The sequence below is a fragment of the Modestobacter roseus genome, assembly GCF_007994135.1.
In the GTDB taxonomy this organism is placed as follows: Bacteria; Actinomycetota; Actinomycetes; order Mycobacteriales; family Geodermatophilaceae; genus Modestobacter; species Modestobacter roseus.
In genome coordinates this window covers 3,270,128-3,290,241 of the sequence record NZ_VLKF01000001.1, presented here as the reverse complement: position 1 = coordinate 3,290,241, position 20,114 = coordinate 3,270,128, and the positions used below count along the sequence as shown (strand labels likewise).

The window sequence follows — 20,114 nt, the reverse complement described above, 5'->3', positions numbered from 1 at the left end:
GGTCCTCGGCGCGCTGGGCGCCGGACGTGTCATGACCACGCCGCCTGCTTCCATCCAAGTGCCGTTCCGGCACTCCGTCGTGTCAGGCGTACATCGGCAGTGCGCAATCGGTGTTGAACCGAAGGCGTCGGCTCGGGACCAAGGTCCCGAGCCGGCACGCGGTCCCTAGACTCCGCGGCATGCTGCTGTCCGACCGCGACATCCGGGCCGCGCTGGCCGACCGCCGGCTGGCCATCGAGCCCTACGACGACGCGATGGTGCAGCCCTCCAGCATCGACGTCCGGCTGGACCGGTACTTCCGGGTGTTCAACAACGCCCGGTACACCCACATCGACCCGGCCCAGCAGCAGGACGACCTGACCACGCTGGTCGAGCCGACCGGCGAGGACCCGTTCGTGCTGCACCCCGGGGAGTTCGTGCTCGGCAGCACCCTCGAGGTGGTGAGCATCCCCGACGACCTCGCCGCCCGGCTGGAGGGCAAGTCCTCGCTGGGCCGGCTGGGCCTGCTCACCCACTCCACCGCCGGCTTCGTCGACCCGGGGTTCTCCGGGCACATCACCCTCGAGCTGTCGAACGTGGCCAACCTGCCGATCACGCTCTGGCCGGGGATGAAGATCGGCCAGCTCTGCCTGTTCCAGCTGACCTCACCGGCCGAGCACCCCTACGGCTCGTCGGTCTACGGCTCCCGCTACCAGGACCAGCGCGGCCCCACGCCGTCCCGCTCGTTCCGCAACTTCAGCCGGACCGAGACCCGGCGGCCCGACGCCGCCCCGCTGGCCTGACCTCGTTCGCGACCGGTGGGTGAACAGTCGTCCGCGATGGGGTGACGGCCCGCCCTGCGGGGTAGGGAGGCCGCCATGGACCCCCGGGACACTGCCGTTCTGCTGCCGCCGGCCTCTGACGACCGCGTGACGGACGGCTTCTTCGACTGCGCCGAGGAGTCGGCGCACTACGCCTTCGGGGTGCAGCTGCTGCTGACCCAGTACGCCTCCCTGGTGCCCTGGGAGCGGGAGGGCGTGGCCGAGCTCGGCAGCGGCGACGCGCGCGCCATCGCCCACGTCGTCCGCGCCGTGCCGGCCCTGCGGGTGCACGGCACGGACATCAGCGGGTCGTCGGTGGCCCGCGCCCGGGAGACGATCGAGGGGGTCGGCGTGGCCGACCGCTACACCGTCGAGCACGGCGACTTCTTCGCCTGGGCCGACTCCGCCGGGGGCGAGCGGGTCAGCACGGTGATCGCCAACCCGCCCTACCTCCCGGCGCCCGACGGCGAGCTGCTCATGCCCGAGCTGTGGGGCGGGTGGTACGGCAACGACCTCGCCCTGCGGCTGCTCAAGGCCGGTTTCGACCACCTGCTGGTGGCCCTGCCCAGCTACTCCGACCCGGCCGGCACCCTGGCCGTGGCCGCGGAGCAGGGCTTCCGGGTGGCGAACTTCCTCGCCATGGGCCTGGAGTTCGGCGTGTACAGCCGCGAGCCGAAGGTGCGTGAACACATCTCGCGGCTCACCGCGGAGGGACGCGGCTGGGCGGGTGAGGACGAGTACGTCGTCGCGGTCGCCCTGCTCACCCGCTCGCCCGAGCTCCGCCGGGACCGGGCGGTGGAGCTGCTGCGGGCCCTGCAGCTGCCGGTCTAGCGAGGGGCCCGGGGGACGGCGATCGGCGGCTCCGCCCCGGCGACCTCCACCTCCGCCGCGAGGCCGGTGTCCCGCGGCGGCGGGCCGGGCAGCTCGTCGTCCACGTAGCGCTCCCGGCAGATCGCCCACCCCGTGACCCCCAGCAGGGCGACGCCGGTGTAGACCAGCACGAACATGCCGGTGTAGCCGCCGGTGAGCCCGCGGAACAGCCCGACGAGCAGCGGCCCGACGCCGGCCAGCGCATACCCCCAGCCCTGTGCCATCGTCGACAGCGCCGAGACCGACTCCGGGGTGCGGCCGCGCAGGCCGAACAACGCCAGCACCAGGGCGAAGCTGCCCATGCCCACGCCGAGCAGGGAGACCCACAACCACGGCACGGTCAGCGGGGCGAGCAGCAGCCCGGTCCAGCCGGTCAGGTAGCAGGCCAGGAAGCCGAGCAGCAGCGGCCGCTGCAGCCGCTGGCGCACCGCCCCCAGCGGGATGAGGGCGTTGAGCGGGATGACGACGAGCGTGTTCAGCCCGACCAGCGAACCAGCGACCGCGGCGGACATGCCCTGGTCGCGCAGGTACTGGGCGGTCCAGCCGATGATCACGTAGGCCTGCATCGCCTGCAGGCCGAAGAAGGCGGCCATCGTCCAGGCCAACGGGCTGCGGGTGAGCGCCCGCAGCGGGACCGCGGTGTGCGTGCTCCGCGAGGCGCCGGGCCGCACCGGCACGAGCAGCCAGGGGAGGGCGGCCACCAGGGCGAACACCGCCCAGATGCCCAGCGCCCAGCGCCAGCCGTCGGCTCCGGCGGCCGCGGCGATCGGCGCGGCGGAGAAGCTGGCCACGGCGCCGCCGATCGCCATCGCCGTGCTGTAGGCGCCGACCAGCAGCCCGGTGCGGCCGGGGAACCAGCGCTTGACCAGGCCCGGGAGCAGGACGTTGCCCAGCGCGCCGCCGACCATCGTGGCCACCGTGCCGGGCAGGAAGACCCACACGCTGTCGGTCGACACCCGGACCAGCAGACCGACGACCATGATGAGCAGGGCGGCGGCCAGCACGTGCCCGTCCCGGAACCGGGCGGCCAGCGGCGGGCCGGCGAAGCCGATCACGGCGAAGCACAGCAGCGGGAGGCTGGTGATCAGGCCGGCCAGCCCCGAGGAGATCCCCAGGCCACGCTCGATCTCGGCGAGCACGGGCCCGACGCTGTTGATCGCGGTGCGCAGGTTGAAGCCGGTGAGCACGATCGCGGTGCCGACCAGGACGGCGCCGTAGGAGGCCGGGCCGGCGGGGGCGGCCGGCGCGTCGGGGGCGGAGCGGGTCACGTGCCCACATCTTCCTCCTGCCCTCCCCGCCCGGGCGGACCGGGGCGGTCAGGCGCGGGTGCGCCCCACCCGCTGCAGCCGGGGGACGGCGGCCGGGACGCGGTGCCACAGTGCGCGCTGCACCAGCAGGGTGAGCAGCGCGGCGACCAGGATGCCGACCAGGTTGATGCCCAGCTGGGTCGCCGCCTCGCGGAACTCGGTGCCGCCACCCAGCGCCACCGCCACCGCCATGTCCGCGGCGGCCGGCACGGTGGTCACCGAGATGAACACCCCGACGAGCGCGCCCGAGCGGGCGGAGGTCAGCGACAGCACCCCGGCCACCCCCGCGAGCACCGCGACCACCACCGACCAGCGGTCGGGCTGGGTGATGAACCCGGTGGCCGGGCGGGCCTCGGCGAGCAGTTCGGGCCCGAACCAGTCCAGCCCACGCGCGGCCAGCACCGCGACCGTGGTGACCGCGATGGCCACGGCGAACCCCACGGCGAGCGCCGTCACCGCCCGGCGGGCGAGCAGCCGGCGGCGGTGCACGACGGCGACCGCGACGGCGGCCAGCGGGCCGAACTCCGGGCCCAGCACCATCGCGCCGATCAGCAGCACCGCCGAGTCGTTCACGATCGCCACCGCGGCCAGCAGCGTGGCGATGGTGAGGAAGGCCAGGTAGGACACCGACAGGGCGGCGTCGGTGTCGGTGTTGCGCACCACCTGCTCCCAGACCACGGCGTCCGCGCCGTCGCCCGGGGCCAGCCGCTCGGCCTCCTCGGCCCGGCGGGACACCGCGGCGTCGACCGCCTCCATCGCGATGCCGCCGTCGGTGTCGACGTGCAGCCGGCGGAGCCCGGTGAGGAGGGCGTCGGCGGACTCGCGGGCGACGTCGACCAGGAACAGGTCACCGGCCGGGCGCAGCGACCCACCGGGGAGCACCGCCAGGTGGGCCACCCCCGGGCAGTCGTCGATCAGGTCGAGGACGGCCGCCGTCCGGTCGACCGGCACGGAGATCCGCAGGTGCAGCAGCATCAGGCCACTCTGCAGGGTCCCGCCGCTAGCCTGCGAGTGGCGGGGGGCAGGGTGGTCCTCCCACTACCGGACGCCGTCGACGGTGACGATCACCGCCGCGACCTGCTCGGTGCTGCCGTCGGCCGCCACCCGCAGCATCGCCAGCTCGTGCGGCCCGTCCCCGGCGGGGGCGGCGATCGCCAGCGTCGGGCTGAGGCACTGGCGCAGCTGCAGCGCGGGCCCGGCGGCGGTCGGGATGTAGCTGACCGTGCTGCCGGCGTCGCCCTGCACCGGGGCGCCGTCCAGCGTGGCCACGTAGTCGACGCCGTCGGCGCCGGTGAGCCGGTAGCGGAGCACCGCTCCCGGGGCGACGACGCTGCTGGCCACCGCGATCGCCGGGGTGTCGCAGTCCGCGGCGAGCGGGACGTCCCCGGCCCCGCGGGTGCCGACCAGCGCGAGCACCGCGAGCACGACCGTCGCGACGGCCAGCCAGGCCCAGCCGCGGTTGCGCTGCGCCGGGGGCCGGTCGTCGGCGAGCGCCCGCTCGTCGTTGACGTCCCGGGCGAAGTGCAGCCGGGTGCGCCGGTTGCCCGCCGCCAGCTCGGGGTCCTCGCGTCCGCGGACGCCCCCGAAGATGAAGCTCACGCCGCCAGTGTCCCCGGCGGCCGGTGGTCAGGTCCGCTGGTCACCGCTGGGCGGCGGCTCAGGAGTGCTCGGTGGCGGCCGAGCCGGTGCCGGCCGGGTCGTCGGGCTCGGTGCCCACGCCGGGTCCGGACGCCGTGCCCGGCGCACCCGCCGGGGCCATCGACCGCAGCAGGATCTGGCTGACGTCCAGGACCTCGACGTGGTCCTTGGCCTCGCCGGCCTGCTGCTTGCTGGTCACCGCGTCGCTGAGCATGGTGATGCAGAACGGGCAGGCGGTGGAGATGACGTCCGGGTCGAGGTCGAGCGCCTCCTCGGTGCGCTCCACGTTGATCCGCTTGCCGATCTTCTCCTCCATCCACATCCGCGCGCCGCCCGCGCCGCAGCAGAAGCCGCGGTCCTTGCAGCGGTGCATCTCCTGGGTGGACAGGCCCTGCACGGAGTCGAGGATCTCCCGCGGGGGCGTGTAGACCTTGTTGTGCCGGCCCAGGAAGCACGGGTCGTGGTAGGTGACCTTGCGGTCGACCGGGGTGACCGGGGTCAGCCGCCCCTCCTCGACCAGCTGGCCCAACAGCTGGGTGTGGTGGACGACGTCGTAGTCACCGCCCAGCTGCGGGTACTCCCGGCCGATGGAGTTGAAGCAGTGCGGGCAGGTGGCGACGATCTTCCGCCGGCCGGCCGGGCGCTCCTCGAAGACGGCGTTGAGCGTCTCGACGTTCTCCTGGGCCAGCTGCTGGAACAGGAACTCGTTGCCCATCCGGCGGGCCGGGTCGCCCGAGCAGGTCTCCCCGTTGCCCAGGACGGCGAACTCCACGCCGGCGATGTGCAGCAGCTCGGCGACGGCCTTGGTGACCTTCTTGGCGCGGTCGTCGATGGCCCCGGCGCAGCCGACCCAGAACAGGTACTCGACGTCGTCGTCGATCGCCCCCTCGACCTGCCGGACCTCGAAGTCGAGGTCCTTCATCCACTCCTCGCGGACGTTGCCGCCCACGCCCCACGGGTTCCCGCGGTTCTCCAGGTTGCGCATCATCACGCCGGCCTCGGAGGGGAAGCTGGACTCGATCAGCGTCTGGTAGCGGCGCATGTCCATGATGTGGTCGACGTGCTCGATGTCGACCGGGCACTGCTCGACGCAGGCGCCGCAGTTGGTGCAGCTCCACAGCACGTCGGGGTCGATGACCCCGCCCTCCTCCAGCGTGCCGACCAGCGGGCGGTGCGCCTGGGCGTCGTTGGTGCCCTCGATCCGGGCGTAGCCGGAGGCCCAGACCTGCTCGTCGCTGGGCTCCAGGGTGGTGAAGTCGGCGAAGTCAGGCGCCTCGTCGGAGGCCTTGGTCACGCCGGTCAGGTACGGGGCCTTGGCGTACAGGTGGTCCCGCAGGTCCATGATCACCATCTTCGGCGACAGGGGCTTGCCGGTGTTCCAGGCCGGGCACTGGCTCTGGCACCGCCCGCACTCGGTGCAGGTGGTGAAGTCCAGCATCCCCTTCCAGGTGAAGTCCTCGATCTTGCCGCGGCCGAAGACGTCGTCCTCGCCGGGGTCCTCGAAGTCGATGGGCTTGCCACCGGACGTCATCGCCGGCAGCGGGCCGAGCGCCTGGCCGCCGTCGTCCTCACGCTTGAAGTAGATGTTGAAGAACGCGCTGAACCGGTGCCAGGCGACGCCCATGTTGAGCACCCGGGAGATGGTGATCAGCCAGCCCAGACTCACCACGATCTTGACGAACGCGACGACCGACAGCAGGTCGGGGCTGGCCGGGACGACGTTCGCCAGCAGCCCGGAGACCGGGTGCGACCAGGCCGGTGCGTCGGTGAGGTCGGCGGCGACCTTGATCGCGCGGATCAGCAGGATGCAGATGCCGATGGTCAGGACGACGGCCTCGACGAAGTAGCCGCGGCCCTCGTTGGACCCGGCGAACCGGCTGTCCCGGCCCTTGCGGCGCGGGTGGTCGAGCTGGCGGCGCACGATCAGGTACAGGATCCCGAGGATCGTCGCGGTGCCGATCAGGTCGGCGAAGAGGTTCCACAGGCTCCACTCGCCGATGAGCGGCAGGTGCCATGCCGGGTTCCACACCTCCCCGAACGCCTCGACGAGGGTGAGGAACAGGCCGTAGAACCCGACGAACACGAACCAGTGGGCCGCGCCGATGGCCGACCACTTGAGCATCCGGGTGTGGCCGAGGGACTCCACGGCGAGGGTCTTCAGCCGCGGGCCGACCGGGCCGGAGCGGGTCGGGTCGGGCTGACCGGTGCGGAAGATCCGCAGCATGGCGCGGACCGCCTTGGTGGCGTAGACCACCGAGACGACGAGCAGGAGCACGGCGAGCGTGCCGAGGACGATCTGCAGCGGGCCCATGGGCTCCCTCTCGTGCGCACCTGCGGGCGTCGCCGCCCACCCGGGACCGACGTTGACCGGGCCAGGGCCACGCTACCGGCCGGTAACAGGTGACCCCAGGGGGCCGGGTCGCGACGATCCGTGCGCGTGTTGCTCTTCTCCGCGCACTACTCCGCATGGTGCACTAGCGCCGAACCGCCAGCGGGGCGGTGGGGGAGGTGGCGCGTGGACGCCAGTCAGCTGCTCAAGGGCGTGCTCGACGTCGCGGTGCTCGCGGTGGTCCGGGACGCCGACGGCTACGGCTACGACGTGGTGCGCCGGCTGCGCAACGCGGGCCTGGAGGACGTCGGCGACGCCTCGGTCTACGGCACGCTGCGCAGGCTGTACCAGGCCGGCGCGCTGACCTCCTACGTCGTCCCCAGCGACGAGGGGCCGCACCGGAAGTACTACGCGATCAACGACAGGGGGCGCTCGGTGCTCGAGGACTCGACCAAGACGTGGCGGACGTTCGTCGACACCGTCGACGGCGTGCTGGGCCGGACGGTGGCCGCGTGACCGCGCCGGCGGCCCCAGACCTCGCCCGCCAGGTGCAGAACTACCTGGTGGCGGTGGAGTGCGAGCTCAGCGACCTGCCCGCCGAGGAGCGCGGCGACCTGCTCGAGGACCTGGAGACCCACCTGGCGTCACTGGCCGAGGAGGACGACGACCGGCCGATCGACGTCCGGCTGGGCTCGCCGGTCGCCTACGCGGCCGAGCTGCGGTCCGCCGCCGGGCTGCCGCCGCGCGAGGGTGCCCGCCCGTCGCGGGACCGGTCGGCCGAGCTGCGCCGCTGGGTGGGCCGCGCCCAGGCGCACCCGCTGGGCCACGAGGTGCACCGGCTGCTGCTGGAGCTGCGCCCGGCCTGGTGGGTGCTGCGCGGCTACCTGCTGATCGCGGTGCCGACCGCACTCTCCGGCGACTGGGACTTCCCCGTGCCGGCCCCGCTGGGCAGCGAGGCGCTCGGCGTCCTGCTCGTCCCCGCCGCCGTCGCCGGGTCGGTCTGGCTCGGCCGCCGGGAGCTGCCCTCCCGCTGGCGGGTGCCGGTCGTCGTCGGCGGCGCGTTCCTCGGCTTCCTCGGTTTCGTCGCGGCGGTGGACGGCTCGCCGTCGGACTCCGCCGACTACGGGTACGCCGCCGAGTACGGCTACCCCGATGTGGTGCCCGAGCAGGCGATCGGCCAGTACCCATTGGTGTCCCGGTACGGCCCGGTCACCGACGTGCTGCCCTACGCCGCGGACGGCACCCCGCTGACGGACGTGCTGCTCTACGACCAGGACGGCCGCCCGCTGGCGGTCGGCTTCCAGGAGTGGTGGGCCGACGGGTGCAGCCGGGAGCTGCGCCAGCCGCTGGCCGCCGACGGGGTGCCGGTGGCGCACGCGTTCCCCCAGCGGTACGTGCTGGACGGCTCGGGTACGGACGAGTTCGGGCAGCCCGTGCCGCTCGGGTCCTGTGATGCGACCGTGCAGCGGCCGGAGGTGTCGCTGCCGGAGTTCCCGCCGTCCGGGTCGGTGTCCGGGTCGGTGTCCGGGTCGACGTCCGGGTCGGTCTCGGAGGCCTCCCCCTCCGGCGACTGACCCGGCTGCGGGCGGCAGTCCGGCCCCCGGGAACACAGGGGTCGGTCCTGCCGTTACGGTGGGCAGGAAAGTTGAGCGGACCAGGCGCAAGGCGTCCCCGGCACGACCGGGACCCGGCGCCGTCGGCCCTCGGCTCCCTCCGGACCTGAACCACCCACCCGCACAGAGGAGAAGCCCCCATGGCACGAGCGGTCGGTATCGACCTGGGCACCACCAACTCCGTCGTCTCGGTCCTCGAGGGCGGCGAGCCCACCGTCATCGCGAACTCCGAGGGCTCCCGCACCACCCCCTCGGTCGTCGCCTTCGCCAAGAACGGCGAGGTGCTGGTCGGGCAGTCGGCCAAGAACCAGGCGGTCACCAACGTCGACCGCACGATCCGCAGCGTCAAGCGCGAGATCGGCACCACCTGGAAGACCGGCGACATCGACGGCAAGCAGTACACCCCGCAGGAGATCAGCGCGCGGGTGCTGCAGAAGCTCAAGCGCGACGCCGAGACCTACCTGGGCGAGCCGGTCACCGAGGCGGTCATCACCGTCCCGGCGTACTTCGAGGACGCCCAGCGCCAGGCCACCAAGGAGGCCGGGGAGATCGCCGGCCTGAACGTGCTGCGCATCGTCAACGAGCCGACCGCGGCCGCGCTGGCCTACGGCCTGGACAAGGGCGAGACCGAGCAGACCATCCTGGTCTTCGACCTCGGTGGTGGCACCTTCGACGTCTCGCTGCTGGAGATCGGTGACGGCGTCATCGAGGTCAAGTCCACCGCCGGCGACAACAAGCTCGGTGGCGACGACTGGGACGAGCGGGTCGTCAAGCACCTGGTGCAGACGTTCAACGCCCAGTCCGGCATCGACCTGGCGAAGGACAAGCTGGCCATGCAGCGGCTCCGCGAGGCCGCCGAGAAGGCCAAGATCGAGCTGTCCGGTGCGCAGTCGACGAACGTCAACCTGCCCTACATCACCGCCGGCGCCGAGGGCCCGCTGCACCTGGACGTGACGATCACCCGGGCGGAGTTCCAGCGGCTGACCCAGGACCTGCTGGACCGCACCAAGGCGCCGTTCAACCAGGCGATCCGCGACGCCGGCGTCTCCGTCTCCGACATCGACCACGTGGTCCTCGTCGGTGGCTCGACCCGCATGCCGGCCGTCAGCGAGCTCGTCCGTGAGCTGACCGGCGGCAAGGAGCCCAACAAGGGCGTCAACCCCGACGAGGTCGTCGCCGTCGGCGCCGCCCTGCAGGCCGGGGTGCTCCGCGGTGAGGTCAAGGACGTCCTGCTGCTCGACGTCACCCCGCTGTCCCTGGGCATCGAGACCAAGGGCGGGATCATGACCAAGCTCATCGAGCGCAACACCACGATCCCGACCAAGCGCAGCGAGATCTTCACGACGGCCGACGACAACCAGCCGTCCGTGCAGATCCAGGTCTTCCAGGGCGAGCGCGAGATGGCCGCCTACAACAAGAAGCTCGGCATGTTCGAGCTGACCGGTCTGCCGCCGGCGCCGCGCGGCGTCCCGCAGATCGAGGTGGCCTTCGACATCGACGCGAACGGCATCGTGCACGTGTCCGCCAAGGACCTGGGCACGGGCAAGGAGCAGTCGATGACGATCACCGGCGGGTCGGCCCTGCCCAAGGACGACATCGAGCGGATGATGCGCGACGCCGAGTCGCACGCGGAGGAGGACAAGCGCCGCCGCGACGAGGCCGAGACCCGCAACCTCGCCGAGTCCCTGCAGTACCAGACCGAGAAGTTCCTGGCCGAGAACGGCGACAAGATCCCGGCCGACAAGAAGGAGGAGCTGGGTGAGGCGCTGACCGAGCTCCGCTCCGCCCTCGGCGGCTCCGACGTCGCGGCGATCAAGACCGCCCAGGAGAAGGTCGCCCGGGTCTCCCAGGAGGTCGGTGGCGCGCTCTACGCCCAGGCGCAGGCCGACGGCGCAGCGGCCGGGGGCGGCGACGCCGGTTTCGCCGGCGCCACCGGCGAGCCGGGTGCCACCGGGGCCACCGCCTCGTCCGCGGACGACGACGTCGTCGACGCCGAGATCGTGGACGACGACGCCGACAAGCGGTGACCACACCGGCTGCGTGCCGGTCCGCCGGCCCGGGGGACCGGGCCGGCGGGCAGGGGGGTGAGCCATGAGCCAGCAGGACGAGCAGGCGCCGCGGGTCGTCATCCGCGACCGGCGGCGCATCGACCCGACCAGCGGCGCGGTCCGCGAGCCGGCCGGCGACCAGCCGGCCGGCCCCGCGGCCGCCCAGGGAGAGCAGATGAGCGAGCAGAACGAGGGGGCGGCCCCGGTCGCCGAGCACACCGACGTCCCGGCCGGTGACCTGGGCGGGGAGCAGGTCGGGGACCAGGGCGGGGAGACCGCCCGCCAGCTGGCCGAGCGGACCGAGGACCTGCAGCGGGTGACCGCGGAGTACGCCAACTACCGGCGCCGGGTGGACCGGGACCGGGTGCTGGTGGTCGACCAGGCGGCCGAGCGGTTCGCCGGACAGCTGTTCCCGATCGTCGACGACATCGAGCGGGCCCGCGACCACGGCGACCTGACCGGCGCCTTCAAGGTCGTCGCCGACCGGGTGCTCGGTCTGCTCGACGGGCTGGGTGTGGAGTCCTTCGGCAAGCCCGGTGACCCGTTCGACCCGGCCCTGCACGAGGCGGTGCTGCACGACACCTCGCCGGAGGTGACCGAGCCGACCGCCACCACGGTGCTGCGTCCGGGCTTCCGCCGCGGCGACCGGGTGCTGCGCACGGCGATGGTCGGGGTGACCGAGCCGGAGTCACCGGCCCCGGTGGCGGCGTCCCCGGTGGCCGAGCAGCCGGCCGCGGCCGGCCAGTCCGACGTCGCCGGGCAGCCGGACGCCGACCCGGCCGACCGCTGAGCCCACCACCACCGCCGGTCCGGCGCCCACGACCCGGGCGCCGGACCGGCCCGACCGCAGCCCAGCAGAGAGGAGGCGCCCGATGAGCAGCACGCGGGACTTCATCGAGAAGGACTACTACGCGGCCCTGGGCGTCCCCAAGGACGCCGACGCGGCGGCGATCAAGAAGGCCTACCGCCAGCTGGCCCGGGAGCTGCACCCGGACAAGAACCCGGGCAACGCCCAGGCCGAGACGCGGTTCAAGGAGGTCTCCGAGGCCTACGACGTCCTCTCGGACCCCAAGCGGCGCGCCGAGTACGACGACGCCCGGCGGCTGTTCGGCTCCGGTGGCTTCCGGCCCGGCGCCGGCGGGGCCGGTGGGTTCCCCGGCGGCTTCCCGGGCGGGAGCGCCGGCGCGGGTGGTCAGCCCTTCGACCTCGGTGACCTCTTCGGTGGAGCGGGTGCGCCCAACGCGGGTGGTCGCGCCGGCGGGATCGGTGACCTCTTCGGCGGCCTGTTCACCGGCGGCGCGTCCGGGGGTGCCGGCACCCGGAGCCGCCAGCAGGCAGCTTCCGGCCCGGCCCGCGGCCAGGACGTCGAGACCGAGGCGACCCTCGCCTTCGACGAGGCCGTCCTCGGCGTGACCGTGCCGCTGCGCATGCAGAGCCCGGGCACCTGCCCCACCTGCGCCGGCAGCGGCGCGAAGCCCGGCACCAGCCCGCACACCTGCCCGGTGTGCAACGGGGCCGGCGTGACCAGCCGCAGTCAGGGGGCGTTCGCCTTCTCCGAGCCGTGCCGGGAGTGCCGGGGCACCGGCTCGGTGGTCGACGACCCGTGCTCGACCTGTGCCGGCAGCGGGGTCACCAACCAGACCCGCACGATCACCGTCCGGATCCCCGCCGGGGTCCGGGACGGGCAGCGCATCCGGCTCGCCGGCAAGGGCGCGCCCGGACGCCGCGGCGGCCCCGCCGGCGACCTCTTCGTCGTCGTCCACGTCAGCGGGCACGACCTGTTCGGCCGCAGCGGCGAGGACCTCACGCTCACCGTGCCGGTCTCCTTCGCCGAGGCAGCCCTCGGCACGACCCTCACCGTGCCGACGCTCGACGGCTCGGTGTCGCTCAAGGTGCCCGCCGGCACCGCCAGCGGCCGGACCTTCCGGGTGCGCGGCCGCGGGGTGCCCGGCAAGGGCTCGGCCGGTGACCTGCTGGTCACCGTCGAGGTGGCCGTTCCGCAGCGGCTGACGCCCGGCGCCCGCGAGGCGGTCGAGAAGCTCGCCGCCGAGCTGCCCGACGACCCCCGGCCGGAGGTCACCGCCGCCCTGCGCCGCGGAGGCTCCCGGTGACCGGCCCCGCCTTCGCCGAGGACGCCCCGGTCTTCGTCATCTCGGTCGCCGCCGAGCTGGCCGGCATGCACGCCCAGACCCTGCGCCAGTACGACCGGCTCGGGCTGGTCAGTCCGGGGCGCACGGCGGGCGGCGGGCGGCGCTACAGCCCCCGGGACGTCGCGCTGCTGCGCGAGGTGCAGCGGCTGAGCCAGGAGGACGGCGTCAACCTGGCCGGCATCAAACGGATCATCGAGCTGGAGTCGCAGGTCGAGGCGCTGCAGAACCGGGTCGGGGAGCTGCTCGAGGAGCTGCAGGTCGCCGAGTCACGGCGGATCGCCGCGGAGTCCGCGGTCGCCGCGACCTACCGGCGTGACCTCGTCCCGCGCACCGCCGGCTCCGCCCTGGTGATCTGGCGCCCCGGCGGCCAGGGCTGAGGCCACGGCTGGGTGACGTCTGCACGGGAACGTTGAGCCCGCCCCGCACGTGGGACACGATGTGACCGTGAGCAGTGAGTTGGACAGCCACGAGGCGTACGTGCACCTGGAGCGAGAGGTCGCCCTGTTGCTGCGGCGTTCCCGCGCCATCCAGGGCCGGCTGGGCAGCCAGCTCCACCACGACCTGGACGGCGCGGCGTACGGCCTGCTGGTGCTGCTCGACGACGCCGGCCCGCTGCGGGCCAGTGACGTCGTGGCCAAGCTGGGCCTGGACAAGAGCACGGTCAGCCGGCAGGTGGCCTCCCTGGTCGACCTCGGGCTGGTCGACCGGGCCGCCGACCCCGACGACGGGCGCGCCCAGGTGCTGTCGACGTCCGCCGAGGGCCACCGCCGGCTCAGCGAGCTGCGCGATGCCCGCCGGGCCCGTTGGGAGGCCGACCTCTCCGACTGGGCGACCTCCGACGTCGCCACGCTGGCCGAGCTGCTCGGCCGGCTCAACCGCATCGGCGAGGCCCGCGAGGCCGAGGCCACGGCCGACTGAGCCGCCTCCCGAGCAGCACCGCGCGCTCGTGCGCGTCGAGCACTGTGCAGTCAGGGCCCGTTCCGGCATCGGAACGGGCCCTGACTGCACAGTGCCCCCGACCGCGCCCCTGAGGGCACCGTCACAGCCGTAACCCGTTGCATGTCTCAACCAACAGGCGCATGATGCTTGCTGTCTGCACGCAACGTCGACGGCGAGGGAGGTGCGCGGGGGATGCGCATCACCCTGGAGACCTCCCAGCGACTGACCGCCGAGCTGGCCCGGCTGCTGCGCACCACCCGGCAGCTCGGCCACCGCGTGGCCGCCGACCTCTACGGTGACCTGCCGTCCTCCGGCTGGGCGGTGCTCGCCCCGCTCGAGGAGCACGGGCCGCAGCGCTGCAGCGCGCTGGCCGGGTACGCCGGCGTCGACGTCTCGGTCGCCAGCCGGCAGGTCGCGGCGCTGGAACGCGTCGGGTACGTCGAGCGCCGTCCCGACCCGCAGGACGGCCGGGCCAGCCTGATCAGCCTCAGCGACGTCGGGGCCGCCGCGCTCGCGCACACCCGCGACGTCCGCAGCCAGTGGGCGCGCAGCGCCCTCGACGACTGGACCGAGGACGAGGCCCGGCAGTTCGCCCACTCGCTGGAGAAGCTCGCCGACGGCCTGGACCGGGCCGGTCGCCCGGCCGCTCCGCTCCACCCCGGCGCCGCCCCGGCGGCCCCGGCCCTCTCCACCGCACCGCACCACCCTCAGGAGACCCGCGCATGAGCACCCCCGCCCCGACCCGGCCCGTGGCCGGTCCCGCCCCCGCGGCCGCCGACCGCACCCTCGTCGACGAGGCGCCGGTCGAGCAGCAGGGGCGGATGACCCACCGGCAGGTGCTGTCCGCGCTCTCGGGGATGTTGCTGGCGATGTTCGTCGCCTTCCTGTCCTCGACCGTCGTCTCCAACGCCCTGCCGACGATCATCACCGAGCTGCGCGGATCGCAGAGCCAGTACACCTGGGTGGTCACCGCCACCCTGCTGGCCTCCACGGCGTCCACCCCGATCTGGGGCAAGCTCGCGGACCTGTTCAGCAAGAAGCTGCTGATCCAGATCGCGATCGTGGTCTTCATCGTCGGCTCGATGCTGGCCGGACTGGCCCAGACGGTGCCCACCCTCATCGGCTGGCGGGTGCTCCAGGGCCTCGGCCTCGGGGGCCTGCAGGCGCTGGTGCAGATCGCGATGGCGGCGATGATCAGCCCGCGGGAGCGCGGCCGGTACTCGGGCCTGCTGGGCGGGGTCATGGCGGTGGCCACCGTCGGTGGCCCGCTCATCGGTGGCCTGCTGGTCGACACCAGCTGGCTGGGCTGGCGCTGGTGCTTCTTCGTCGGCGTCCCGTTCGCGCTGGCCGCGGTGGTCCTGCTGCAGCGCACGCTCCACCTGCCGGTGGTCAAGCGCGAGGTGTCCATCGACTACCTCGGTGCCGGGTTCCTCGCCGCCGGGGTCTCCGCGCTGCTGATCTGGGTCACCCTGGCCGGTGGCACGTTCGCCTGGGCCTCGGTGGAGACGGCGCTGTTCGTCGGCGGCGGTGTCCTGGCGATCGTCGCGTTCGTCGTCACCGAGCTGCGGGCGAGGGAGCCGATCGTCCCGCTGCGGCTCTTCCGCGACCGCACCACCACCCTGGCGATCATCGCCAGCGTCGCCATCGGTGTCGCGATGTTCGGCTCGACGGTCTTCCTCGGCCAGTACCTGCAGATCTCCCGCGGCTACTCGCCCACCGCGGCCGGTCTGCTCACCATCCCGATGGTCGGCGGCCTGCTGGTCTCCTCCACCGTCTCGGGCATCCTCATCACCCGGCACGGTCGGTGGAAGCGGTTCCTGGTGGCCGGGTCGCTGCTGGTCGCCGTCGGCTTCGCGCTGCTGTCGACGATCGACCACTCGACGAACATGGTGGTGCTCGGTGTCTTCCTGGCGGTGCTCGGCACCGGCATCGGCATGACCATGCAGAACCTCGTGCTCGCGGTGCAGAACACCGTTGCGGCCACCGACCTGGGCGCGGCCAGCTCCGCGGTCGCCTTCTTCCGCAGCCTGGGCGGCACGATCGGCGTCTCGGTGCTGGGTGCGGTGCTGTCCACCCGGGTCGGCGACCTGATCCAGCAGGGGCTGTCGGGCGTGCCCGGGGCGGCGGAGTCCGGCGGGTCCGGGGACATCGGCCTGGCCGACCTCGCCGACGCCCCGGCGCCGATCCGCGAGCTGATCGCCGTCTCCTACGGCGACGCCACCGGACGGGTCTTCTTCATCGCCGCCGCCCTGTCGCTGGTCACCATCGCCGCGATCGTGGCCATCCGCGAGGTGGCGCTGCGCACCGAGACCGGTGACGAGCGGCTGCACACCGAGTCCACCGACGGCCCGGCCGCGCGGGCCGGGGGCGTCACCGCCGACGTGGACGACCAGCTGGCCGAGGCCGGGGTGGGCGCGGCCCGGCGCTGACCCGCGACGACGACGGGCCCGCCTCCCCGTCGGGGGAGGCGGGCCCTGGTGACGTCCTGGAGCGGCCCCCGTGCAGGGCCCCGCCGCGAGCCTGCGAGTGGCGGGGGGCAAGGGGGTCCTTGTTCAGACGAGCGAGGCGTCCAGGCTGATGTCGACCGAGGACAGCGCCTTGCTCACCGGGCAGCCGGCCTTGGCGGCCTGCGCGGCCTGCTGGAAGCCGTCGGCGTCCAGGCCGCCGACCTCGCCGCGCACGGTCAGCTTGATGGTGGTGATCGTCGGCGCACCGTCGACCTGGCCCAGCGTGACGTCGGCGGAGACCTCGAGGGACTCGGTCGTGCCGCCGGCCTTGCCGATCTCGCTGGACAGGGCCATCGCGAAGCACGAGGAGTGCGCTGCGGCGATGAGCTCCTCGGGGCTGGTGGTGCCCCCGGCCTCGTCGGCGGCGCGCTTGGGGAAGCTGACGTCGTAGGTGCCGACCTTCGAGCTGCTCAGCTCGACCTGGCCGGAGCCCTCCTGCAGCGAGCCGTTCCAGGCGGTGCGTGCGGTACGGGTGGGCACGGGGCCTCCTTGCGTGGACGGGTGCCCACCGCGCGGTGCGGCGGGAGCTGTCACCTGGTCCAGACCTGCACAACCGTGCGCATCGGCCGGGATTCCCGCCACCGGAACACCGTCCCCGGCGCCGCCGTGGGGCCGAGGTCAGGCGCGGGCGTCGGCCGCCGGCTCGGTGACCCGGTGGGTGATCGTGCGCAGCTGGTCCTTCAGCGCGTCGAACTCCTGCTGGTCCAGCGCCAGCGCGCCGATCATCTCCGCGGAGATCGCGCACGCCGGGGCCTCCAGGGCGCGGCCCTGCTCGGTCAGCCGCACCGACACCGAGCGCTCGTCGTCGGCCCGGCGGTGGCGGGTCACCAGGCCCGCGGCGGTGAGGCGCTTGAGCAGCGGCGACAGGGTGCCAGAGTCCAGTGCGAGCCGGGCTCCCAGTTGCCCCACGGTCTGGCCGTCCTCCTCCCACAGCAGCATCAGGACGAGGTACTGGGGGTAGGTGACCCCCAGCTCGTCGAGCATCGGCCGGTACCGCGCGGTGACCGCGCGGGAAGCCGCGTACAGGGCGAAGCAGAGCTGGTCGTCGAGAGCGACGCTCGGCGACGGGGTGTCCGTCATGCCCACAGAATAGGGCGCGATCGGGCAGGAGAAGGTTGTGTCACCCATCTCGGTGCCCGAACGGGGCACGAGGGGCGCCAGTGGCGGAGGTCCCGGATCGGTCGCGGTGTGCCACTGGACGCCGAGGGTTGAGCGGAACAGACTCAACTCCTGGGCCGTTGGACCCGGCGAGCACGACCCCCCGCACGACGTTCCGACACGAGAGGACGCGACCCCCGACCATGCAGAGCAAGCTCACCACCCGTGCGCAGGAGGCCGTCGCCGGTGCGCAGCGACTGGCGGTCGACCGCGGCCAGGCCGCCCTGGAGCCGCTGCACCTGCTGGTCGCCCTGCTCGAGCAGACCGACGGCATCGCCGGCCCGCTGCTGCAGGCGGCCGGGGCCGACCCCGCCGACGTCCGCGCGAAGGCCGACGCCGCGCTGCGCCGCATGCCCAGCGTCAGCGGTGCCACGGTGGCCGCGCCGTCGCCGTCCCGGGAGCTGCTGCGCGCGATCAACGCCGCCGGCGAGCAGGCCAGTGCGCTGGGGGACGAGTACGTCTCCACCGAGCACCTGCTGGTGGGGCTGGCCACCACCGAGGGCGAGGCCGGCACCGTGCTGACCAGCACCGGGGCGACCCGCGACGCCTTGCTGGCCGCCTTCCGCACCGTGCGGGGCACTCGCAAGATCACCAGCCCCGACCCGGAGAGCACCTTCCAGGCGCTGGGGAAGTACGCCGTCGACCTGACCCAGCGGGCCCGTGACGGGCGGATCGACCCGGTCATCGGGCGGGACACCGAGATCCGCCGCGTGGTGCAGGTGCTGTCCCGGCGCACGAAGAACAACCCGGTGCTGATCGGCGAGCCCGGCGTGGGCAAGACCGCCATCGTCGAGGGCCTGGCGCAGCGGATCATCGCCGGCGACGTCCCGGAGAGCCTGAAGGGCAAGCGGCTGATGGCCCTCGACCTGGGCGCGATGGTGGCCGGGGCCAAGTACCGCGGCGAGTTCGAGGAGCGGCTCAAGGCCGTGCTGCAGGAGATCACCGAGGCCGAGGGCCAGGTGATCACCTTCATCGACGAGCTGCACACCATCGTCGGCGCCGGCGCGACCGGTGACTCGGCGATGGACGCCGGCAACATGATCAAGCCCATGCTGGCCCGCGGTGAGCTGCGGATGGTCGGCGCCACCACGCTGGACGAGTACCGCGAGCACATCGAGAAGGACGCGGCGCTCGAGCGCCGGTTCCAGCAGGTCTTCGTGGGGGAGCCGAGCGTGCCGGACACCATCGGCATCCTGCGCGGCCTCAAGGAGCGCTACGAGGTGCACCACGGGGTCCGGATCACCGACGCCGCCATCGTCGCCGCCGCCACCCTCTCCGACCGCTACGTCACCGCCCGGTTCCTCCCCGACAAGGCCATCGACCTGGTCGACGAGGCGGCCAGCCGGCTGCGGATGGAGATCGACAGCCGGCCGGTCGAGGTCGACGAGGTCGAGCGCGCCGTGCGCCGGATGGAGATCGAGGAGATGGCGCTGGCCAAGGAGGACGACCCGTCCTCGATCGAGAGGCTGGCCGCGCTGCGCAGCGAGCTCGCCGACCGGCGCCAGGAGCTGGGCGAGCTGACCGCCCGCTGGCAGCAGGACAAGACCGCGATCGACCGGATCCAGCGCACCAAGGAGGAGCTGGAGGCGGCCCGGCTCGAGGCCGAGCGGGCCGAGCGGGACGGCGACCTGGCCCGCGCCGCCGAGCTGCGCTACGGCCGGATGCCCCAGCTGGAGCGTGACCTCGTGGCCGCCGAGGCGTCGGTGGCCGCCGGGGAGTCGATGCTCAAGGAGGAGGTCGGCCCCGACGACATCGCCGAGGTCGTGCAGGCCTGGACCGGCATCCCCGCGGGCCGGCTGCTGGAGGGGGAGACCCAGAAGCTGCTGCGGATGGAGGACGACCTCGCCCAGCGGGTCGTCGGCCAGCCCGACGCCGTCCGGGCCGTGGCCGACGCCGTCCGCCGGGCGCGCTCCGGCGTGTCCGACCCGGACCGGCCGACCGGCTCGTTCCTGTTCCTCGGCCCCACCGGCGTCGGCAAGACCGAGCTGGCCAAGGCGCTGGCGGAGTTCCTCTTCGACGACGAGCGGGCGATGGTCCGCATCGACATGAGCGAGTACTCCGAGAAGCACTCGGTGGCCCGCCTGGTCGGCGCCCCGCCCGGCTACGTCGGCTACGAGGCCGGCGGCCAGCTCACCGAGGCCGTCCGGCGCCGGCCCTACACCGTCGTGCTGCTCGACGAGGTGGAGAAGGCGCACGCCGACGTCTTCGACGTCCTCCTGCAGGTGCTCGACGACGGCCGGCTCACCGACGGGCAGGGGCGCACCGTCGACTTCCGCAACACCCTGCTGATCCTCACCTCCAACCTGGGCTCGCAGGTCATCGCCGACCAGTCGGTCCCCGAGGACGCGCGGCGCCGGGCCGTCATGGACGTCGTGCGCGCGCACTTCAAGCCGGAGTTCCTCAACCGGCTCGACGACGTGGTGATGTTCCGGGCGCTGGGCTCGGAGGAGCTCAGCGGGATCGTCGACATCCAGGTGGGCGTGCTGGCCCGCCGGCTGGCGGCCCGCCGCCTCACGCTGCAGGTGACCGACGCCGCGCGGGAGTGGCTGGCCCTCAACGGCTTCGACCCGGTCTACGGGGCCCGGCCGCTGCGCCGGCTGGTGCAGTCGGCCATCGGCGACCAGCTCGCCCGGGCGCTGCTGTCCGGGGAGATCCGTGACGGCGACGCGGTGCTCGTCGACTGGCCGGCCGACGTCGCCGAGGGCGACGCCGGGCTGTCGGTCACCCGCGGCTGACGGCGGGCCGGAACGCCTGG

General features: G+C 73.6%; 18 protein-coding genes. 12 read left to right on the top strand and 6 right to left on the bottom strand.

Annotated features, from left to right (window positions below):
• The first annotated feature begins 179 nt into the window (after positions 1-179).
• On the top strand, positions 180-782 hold the full coding sequence (dcd, locus tag JD78_RS15720) for a dCTP deaminase (RefSeq protein WP_153358400.1): 603 nt from the start codon (positions 180-182) through the stop codon (positions 780-782).
• 126 nt (positions 783-908) lie between these two features.
• Positions 909-1,631: a class I SAM-dependent methyltransferase gene (locus tag JD78_RS15715; RefSeq protein ID WP_228395009.1), complete on the top strand. Its 723-nt coding sequence runs from the start codon at positions 909-911 to the stop codon at positions 1,629-1,631.
• On the opposite strand, the gene JD78_RS15710 is transcribed toward JD78_RS15715, so the two are convergent.
• The 4 genes from JD78_RS15710 to JD78_RS15695 form a co-directional block, all read right to left on the bottom strand.
• A complete protein-coding gene (locus JD78_RS15710) occupies positions 1,628-2,938 on the bottom strand; it encodes a CynX/NimT family MFS transporter (protein ID WP_153358404.1) in 1,311 nt (436 codons plus the stop codon). The two genes, JD78_RS15715 and JD78_RS15710, sit on opposite strands and share 4 nt — an antisense overlap.
• A gap of 48 nt (positions 2,939-2,986) precedes the next feature.
• Positions 2,987-3,952 (bottom strand): DUF389 domain-containing protein, encoded by a 966-nt coding sequence (locus JD78_RS15705; RefSeq protein WP_194290417.1) that lies wholly within the window; start codon positions 3,950-3,952, stop codon positions 2,987-2,989.
• A gap of 63 nt (positions 3,953-4,015) precedes the next feature.
• Entirely contained in the window at positions 4,016-4,576 is a 561-nt protein-coding gene (locus JD78_RS15700; RefSeq protein WP_153358406.1) for a hypothetical protein, read from the bottom strand.
• Positions 4,577-4,634: 58 nt separating this feature from the next.
• Complete coding sequence (locus JD78_RS15695; protein ID WP_153358408.1) at positions 4,635-6,926, bottom strand: (Fe-S)-binding protein; 2,292 nt, start codon at positions 6,924-6,926, stop codon at positions 4,635-4,637.
• 204 nt (positions 6,927-7,130) lie between these two features.
• Between JD78_RS15695 and JD78_RS15690 the strand changes: the two genes are divergently transcribed.
• The 9 genes from JD78_RS15690 to JD78_RS15650 all read left to right on the top strand — a co-directional run bounded on the left by JD78_RS15690 (position 7,131) and on the right by JD78_RS15650 (position 16,123).
• Positions 7,131-7,460, top strand: coding sequence for a PadR family transcriptional regulator (locus JD78_RS15690; protein ID WP_153358411.1), 330 nt, complete (start codon positions 7,131-7,133; stop codon positions 7,458-7,460).
• Positions 7,457-8,518, top strand: coding sequence for an HAAS signaling domain-containing protein (locus JD78_RS15685; protein WP_153358413.1), 1,062 nt, complete (start codon positions 7,457-7,459; stop codon positions 8,516-8,518). Before JD78_RS15690 ends, JD78_RS15685 begins: the two co-directional genes overlap by 4 nt.
• A gap of 179 nt (positions 8,519-8,697) precedes the next feature.
• Positions 8,698-10,584, top strand: a complete 1,887-nt coding sequence (gene dnaK / locus JD78_RS15680) for a molecular chaperone DnaK (RefSeq protein WP_153358415.1) — start codon at positions 8,698-8,700, stop codon at positions 10,582-10,584.
• A gap of 64 nt (positions 10,585-10,648) precedes the next feature.
• Entirely contained in the window at positions 10,649-11,395 is a 747-nt protein-coding gene (gene grpE / locus JD78_RS15675; protein ID WP_153358417.1) for a nucleotide exchange factor GrpE, read from the top strand.
• Positions 11,396-11,477: 82 nt separating this feature from the next.
• A complete protein-coding gene (gene dnaJ, locus JD78_RS15670; protein ID WP_153358419.1) occupies positions 11,478-12,716 on the top strand; it encodes a molecular chaperone DnaJ in 1,239 nt (412 codons plus the stop codon).
• A complete protein-coding gene (locus tag JD78_RS15665; RefSeq protein WP_153358421.1) occupies positions 12,713-13,132 on the top strand; it encodes a heat shock protein transcriptional repressor HspR in 420 nt (139 codons plus the stop codon). The genes dnaJ and JD78_RS15665 overlap by 4 nt, the downstream gene beginning before the upstream one ends.
• Before the next feature lie 67 nt (positions 13,133-13,199).
• Positions 13,200-13,673: a MarR family winged helix-turn-helix transcriptional regulator gene (locus JD78_RS15660; protein ID WP_208104115.1), complete on the top strand. Its 474-nt coding sequence runs from the start codon at positions 13,200-13,202 to the stop codon at positions 13,671-13,673.
• Positions 13,674-13,886: 213 nt separating this feature from the next.
• Positions 13,887-14,420 carry a MarR family winged helix-turn-helix transcriptional regulator gene (locus JD78_RS15655; RefSeq protein WP_153358425.1) on the top strand — a complete coding sequence of 178 codons (534 nt, stop codon included), beginning with the start codon at positions 13,887-13,889 and terminating at the stop codon, positions 14,418-14,420.
• Positions 14,417-16,123 (top strand): MDR family MFS transporter, encoded by a 1,707-nt coding sequence (locus JD78_RS15650; RefSeq protein ID WP_153358427.1) that lies wholly within the window; start codon positions 14,417-14,419, stop codon positions 16,121-16,123. Before JD78_RS15655 ends, JD78_RS15650 begins: the two co-directional genes overlap by 4 nt.
• Before the next feature lie 123 nt (positions 16,124-16,246).
• Here JD78_RS15650 and JD78_RS15645 read toward each other — a convergent pair whose 3' ends face one another.
• Entirely contained in the window at positions 16,247-16,681 is a 435-nt protein-coding gene (locus JD78_RS15645) for an OsmC family peroxiredoxin (RefSeq protein ID WP_153358429.1), read from the bottom strand.
• 138 nt (positions 16,682-16,819) lie between these two features.
• The gene (locus JD78_RS15640) at positions 16,820-17,281 is read right to left on the bottom strand and encodes a MarR family winged helix-turn-helix transcriptional regulator (protein WP_153358431.1); all 462 of its coding nucleotides are present in this window, start codon (positions 17,279-17,281) and stop codon (positions 16,820-16,822) included.
• Between the two features lie 221 nt (positions 17,282-17,502).
• Here JD78_RS15640 and clpB point away from each other — a divergent pair, with 221 nt between their 5' ends.
• Positions 17,503-20,094 (top strand): ATP-dependent chaperone ClpB, encoded by a 2,592-nt coding sequence (clpB, locus tag JD78_RS15635; RefSeq protein WP_153358433.1) that lies wholly within the window; start codon positions 17,503-17,505, stop codon positions 20,092-20,094.
• Positions 20,095-20,114 lie beyond the last annotated feature (20 nt).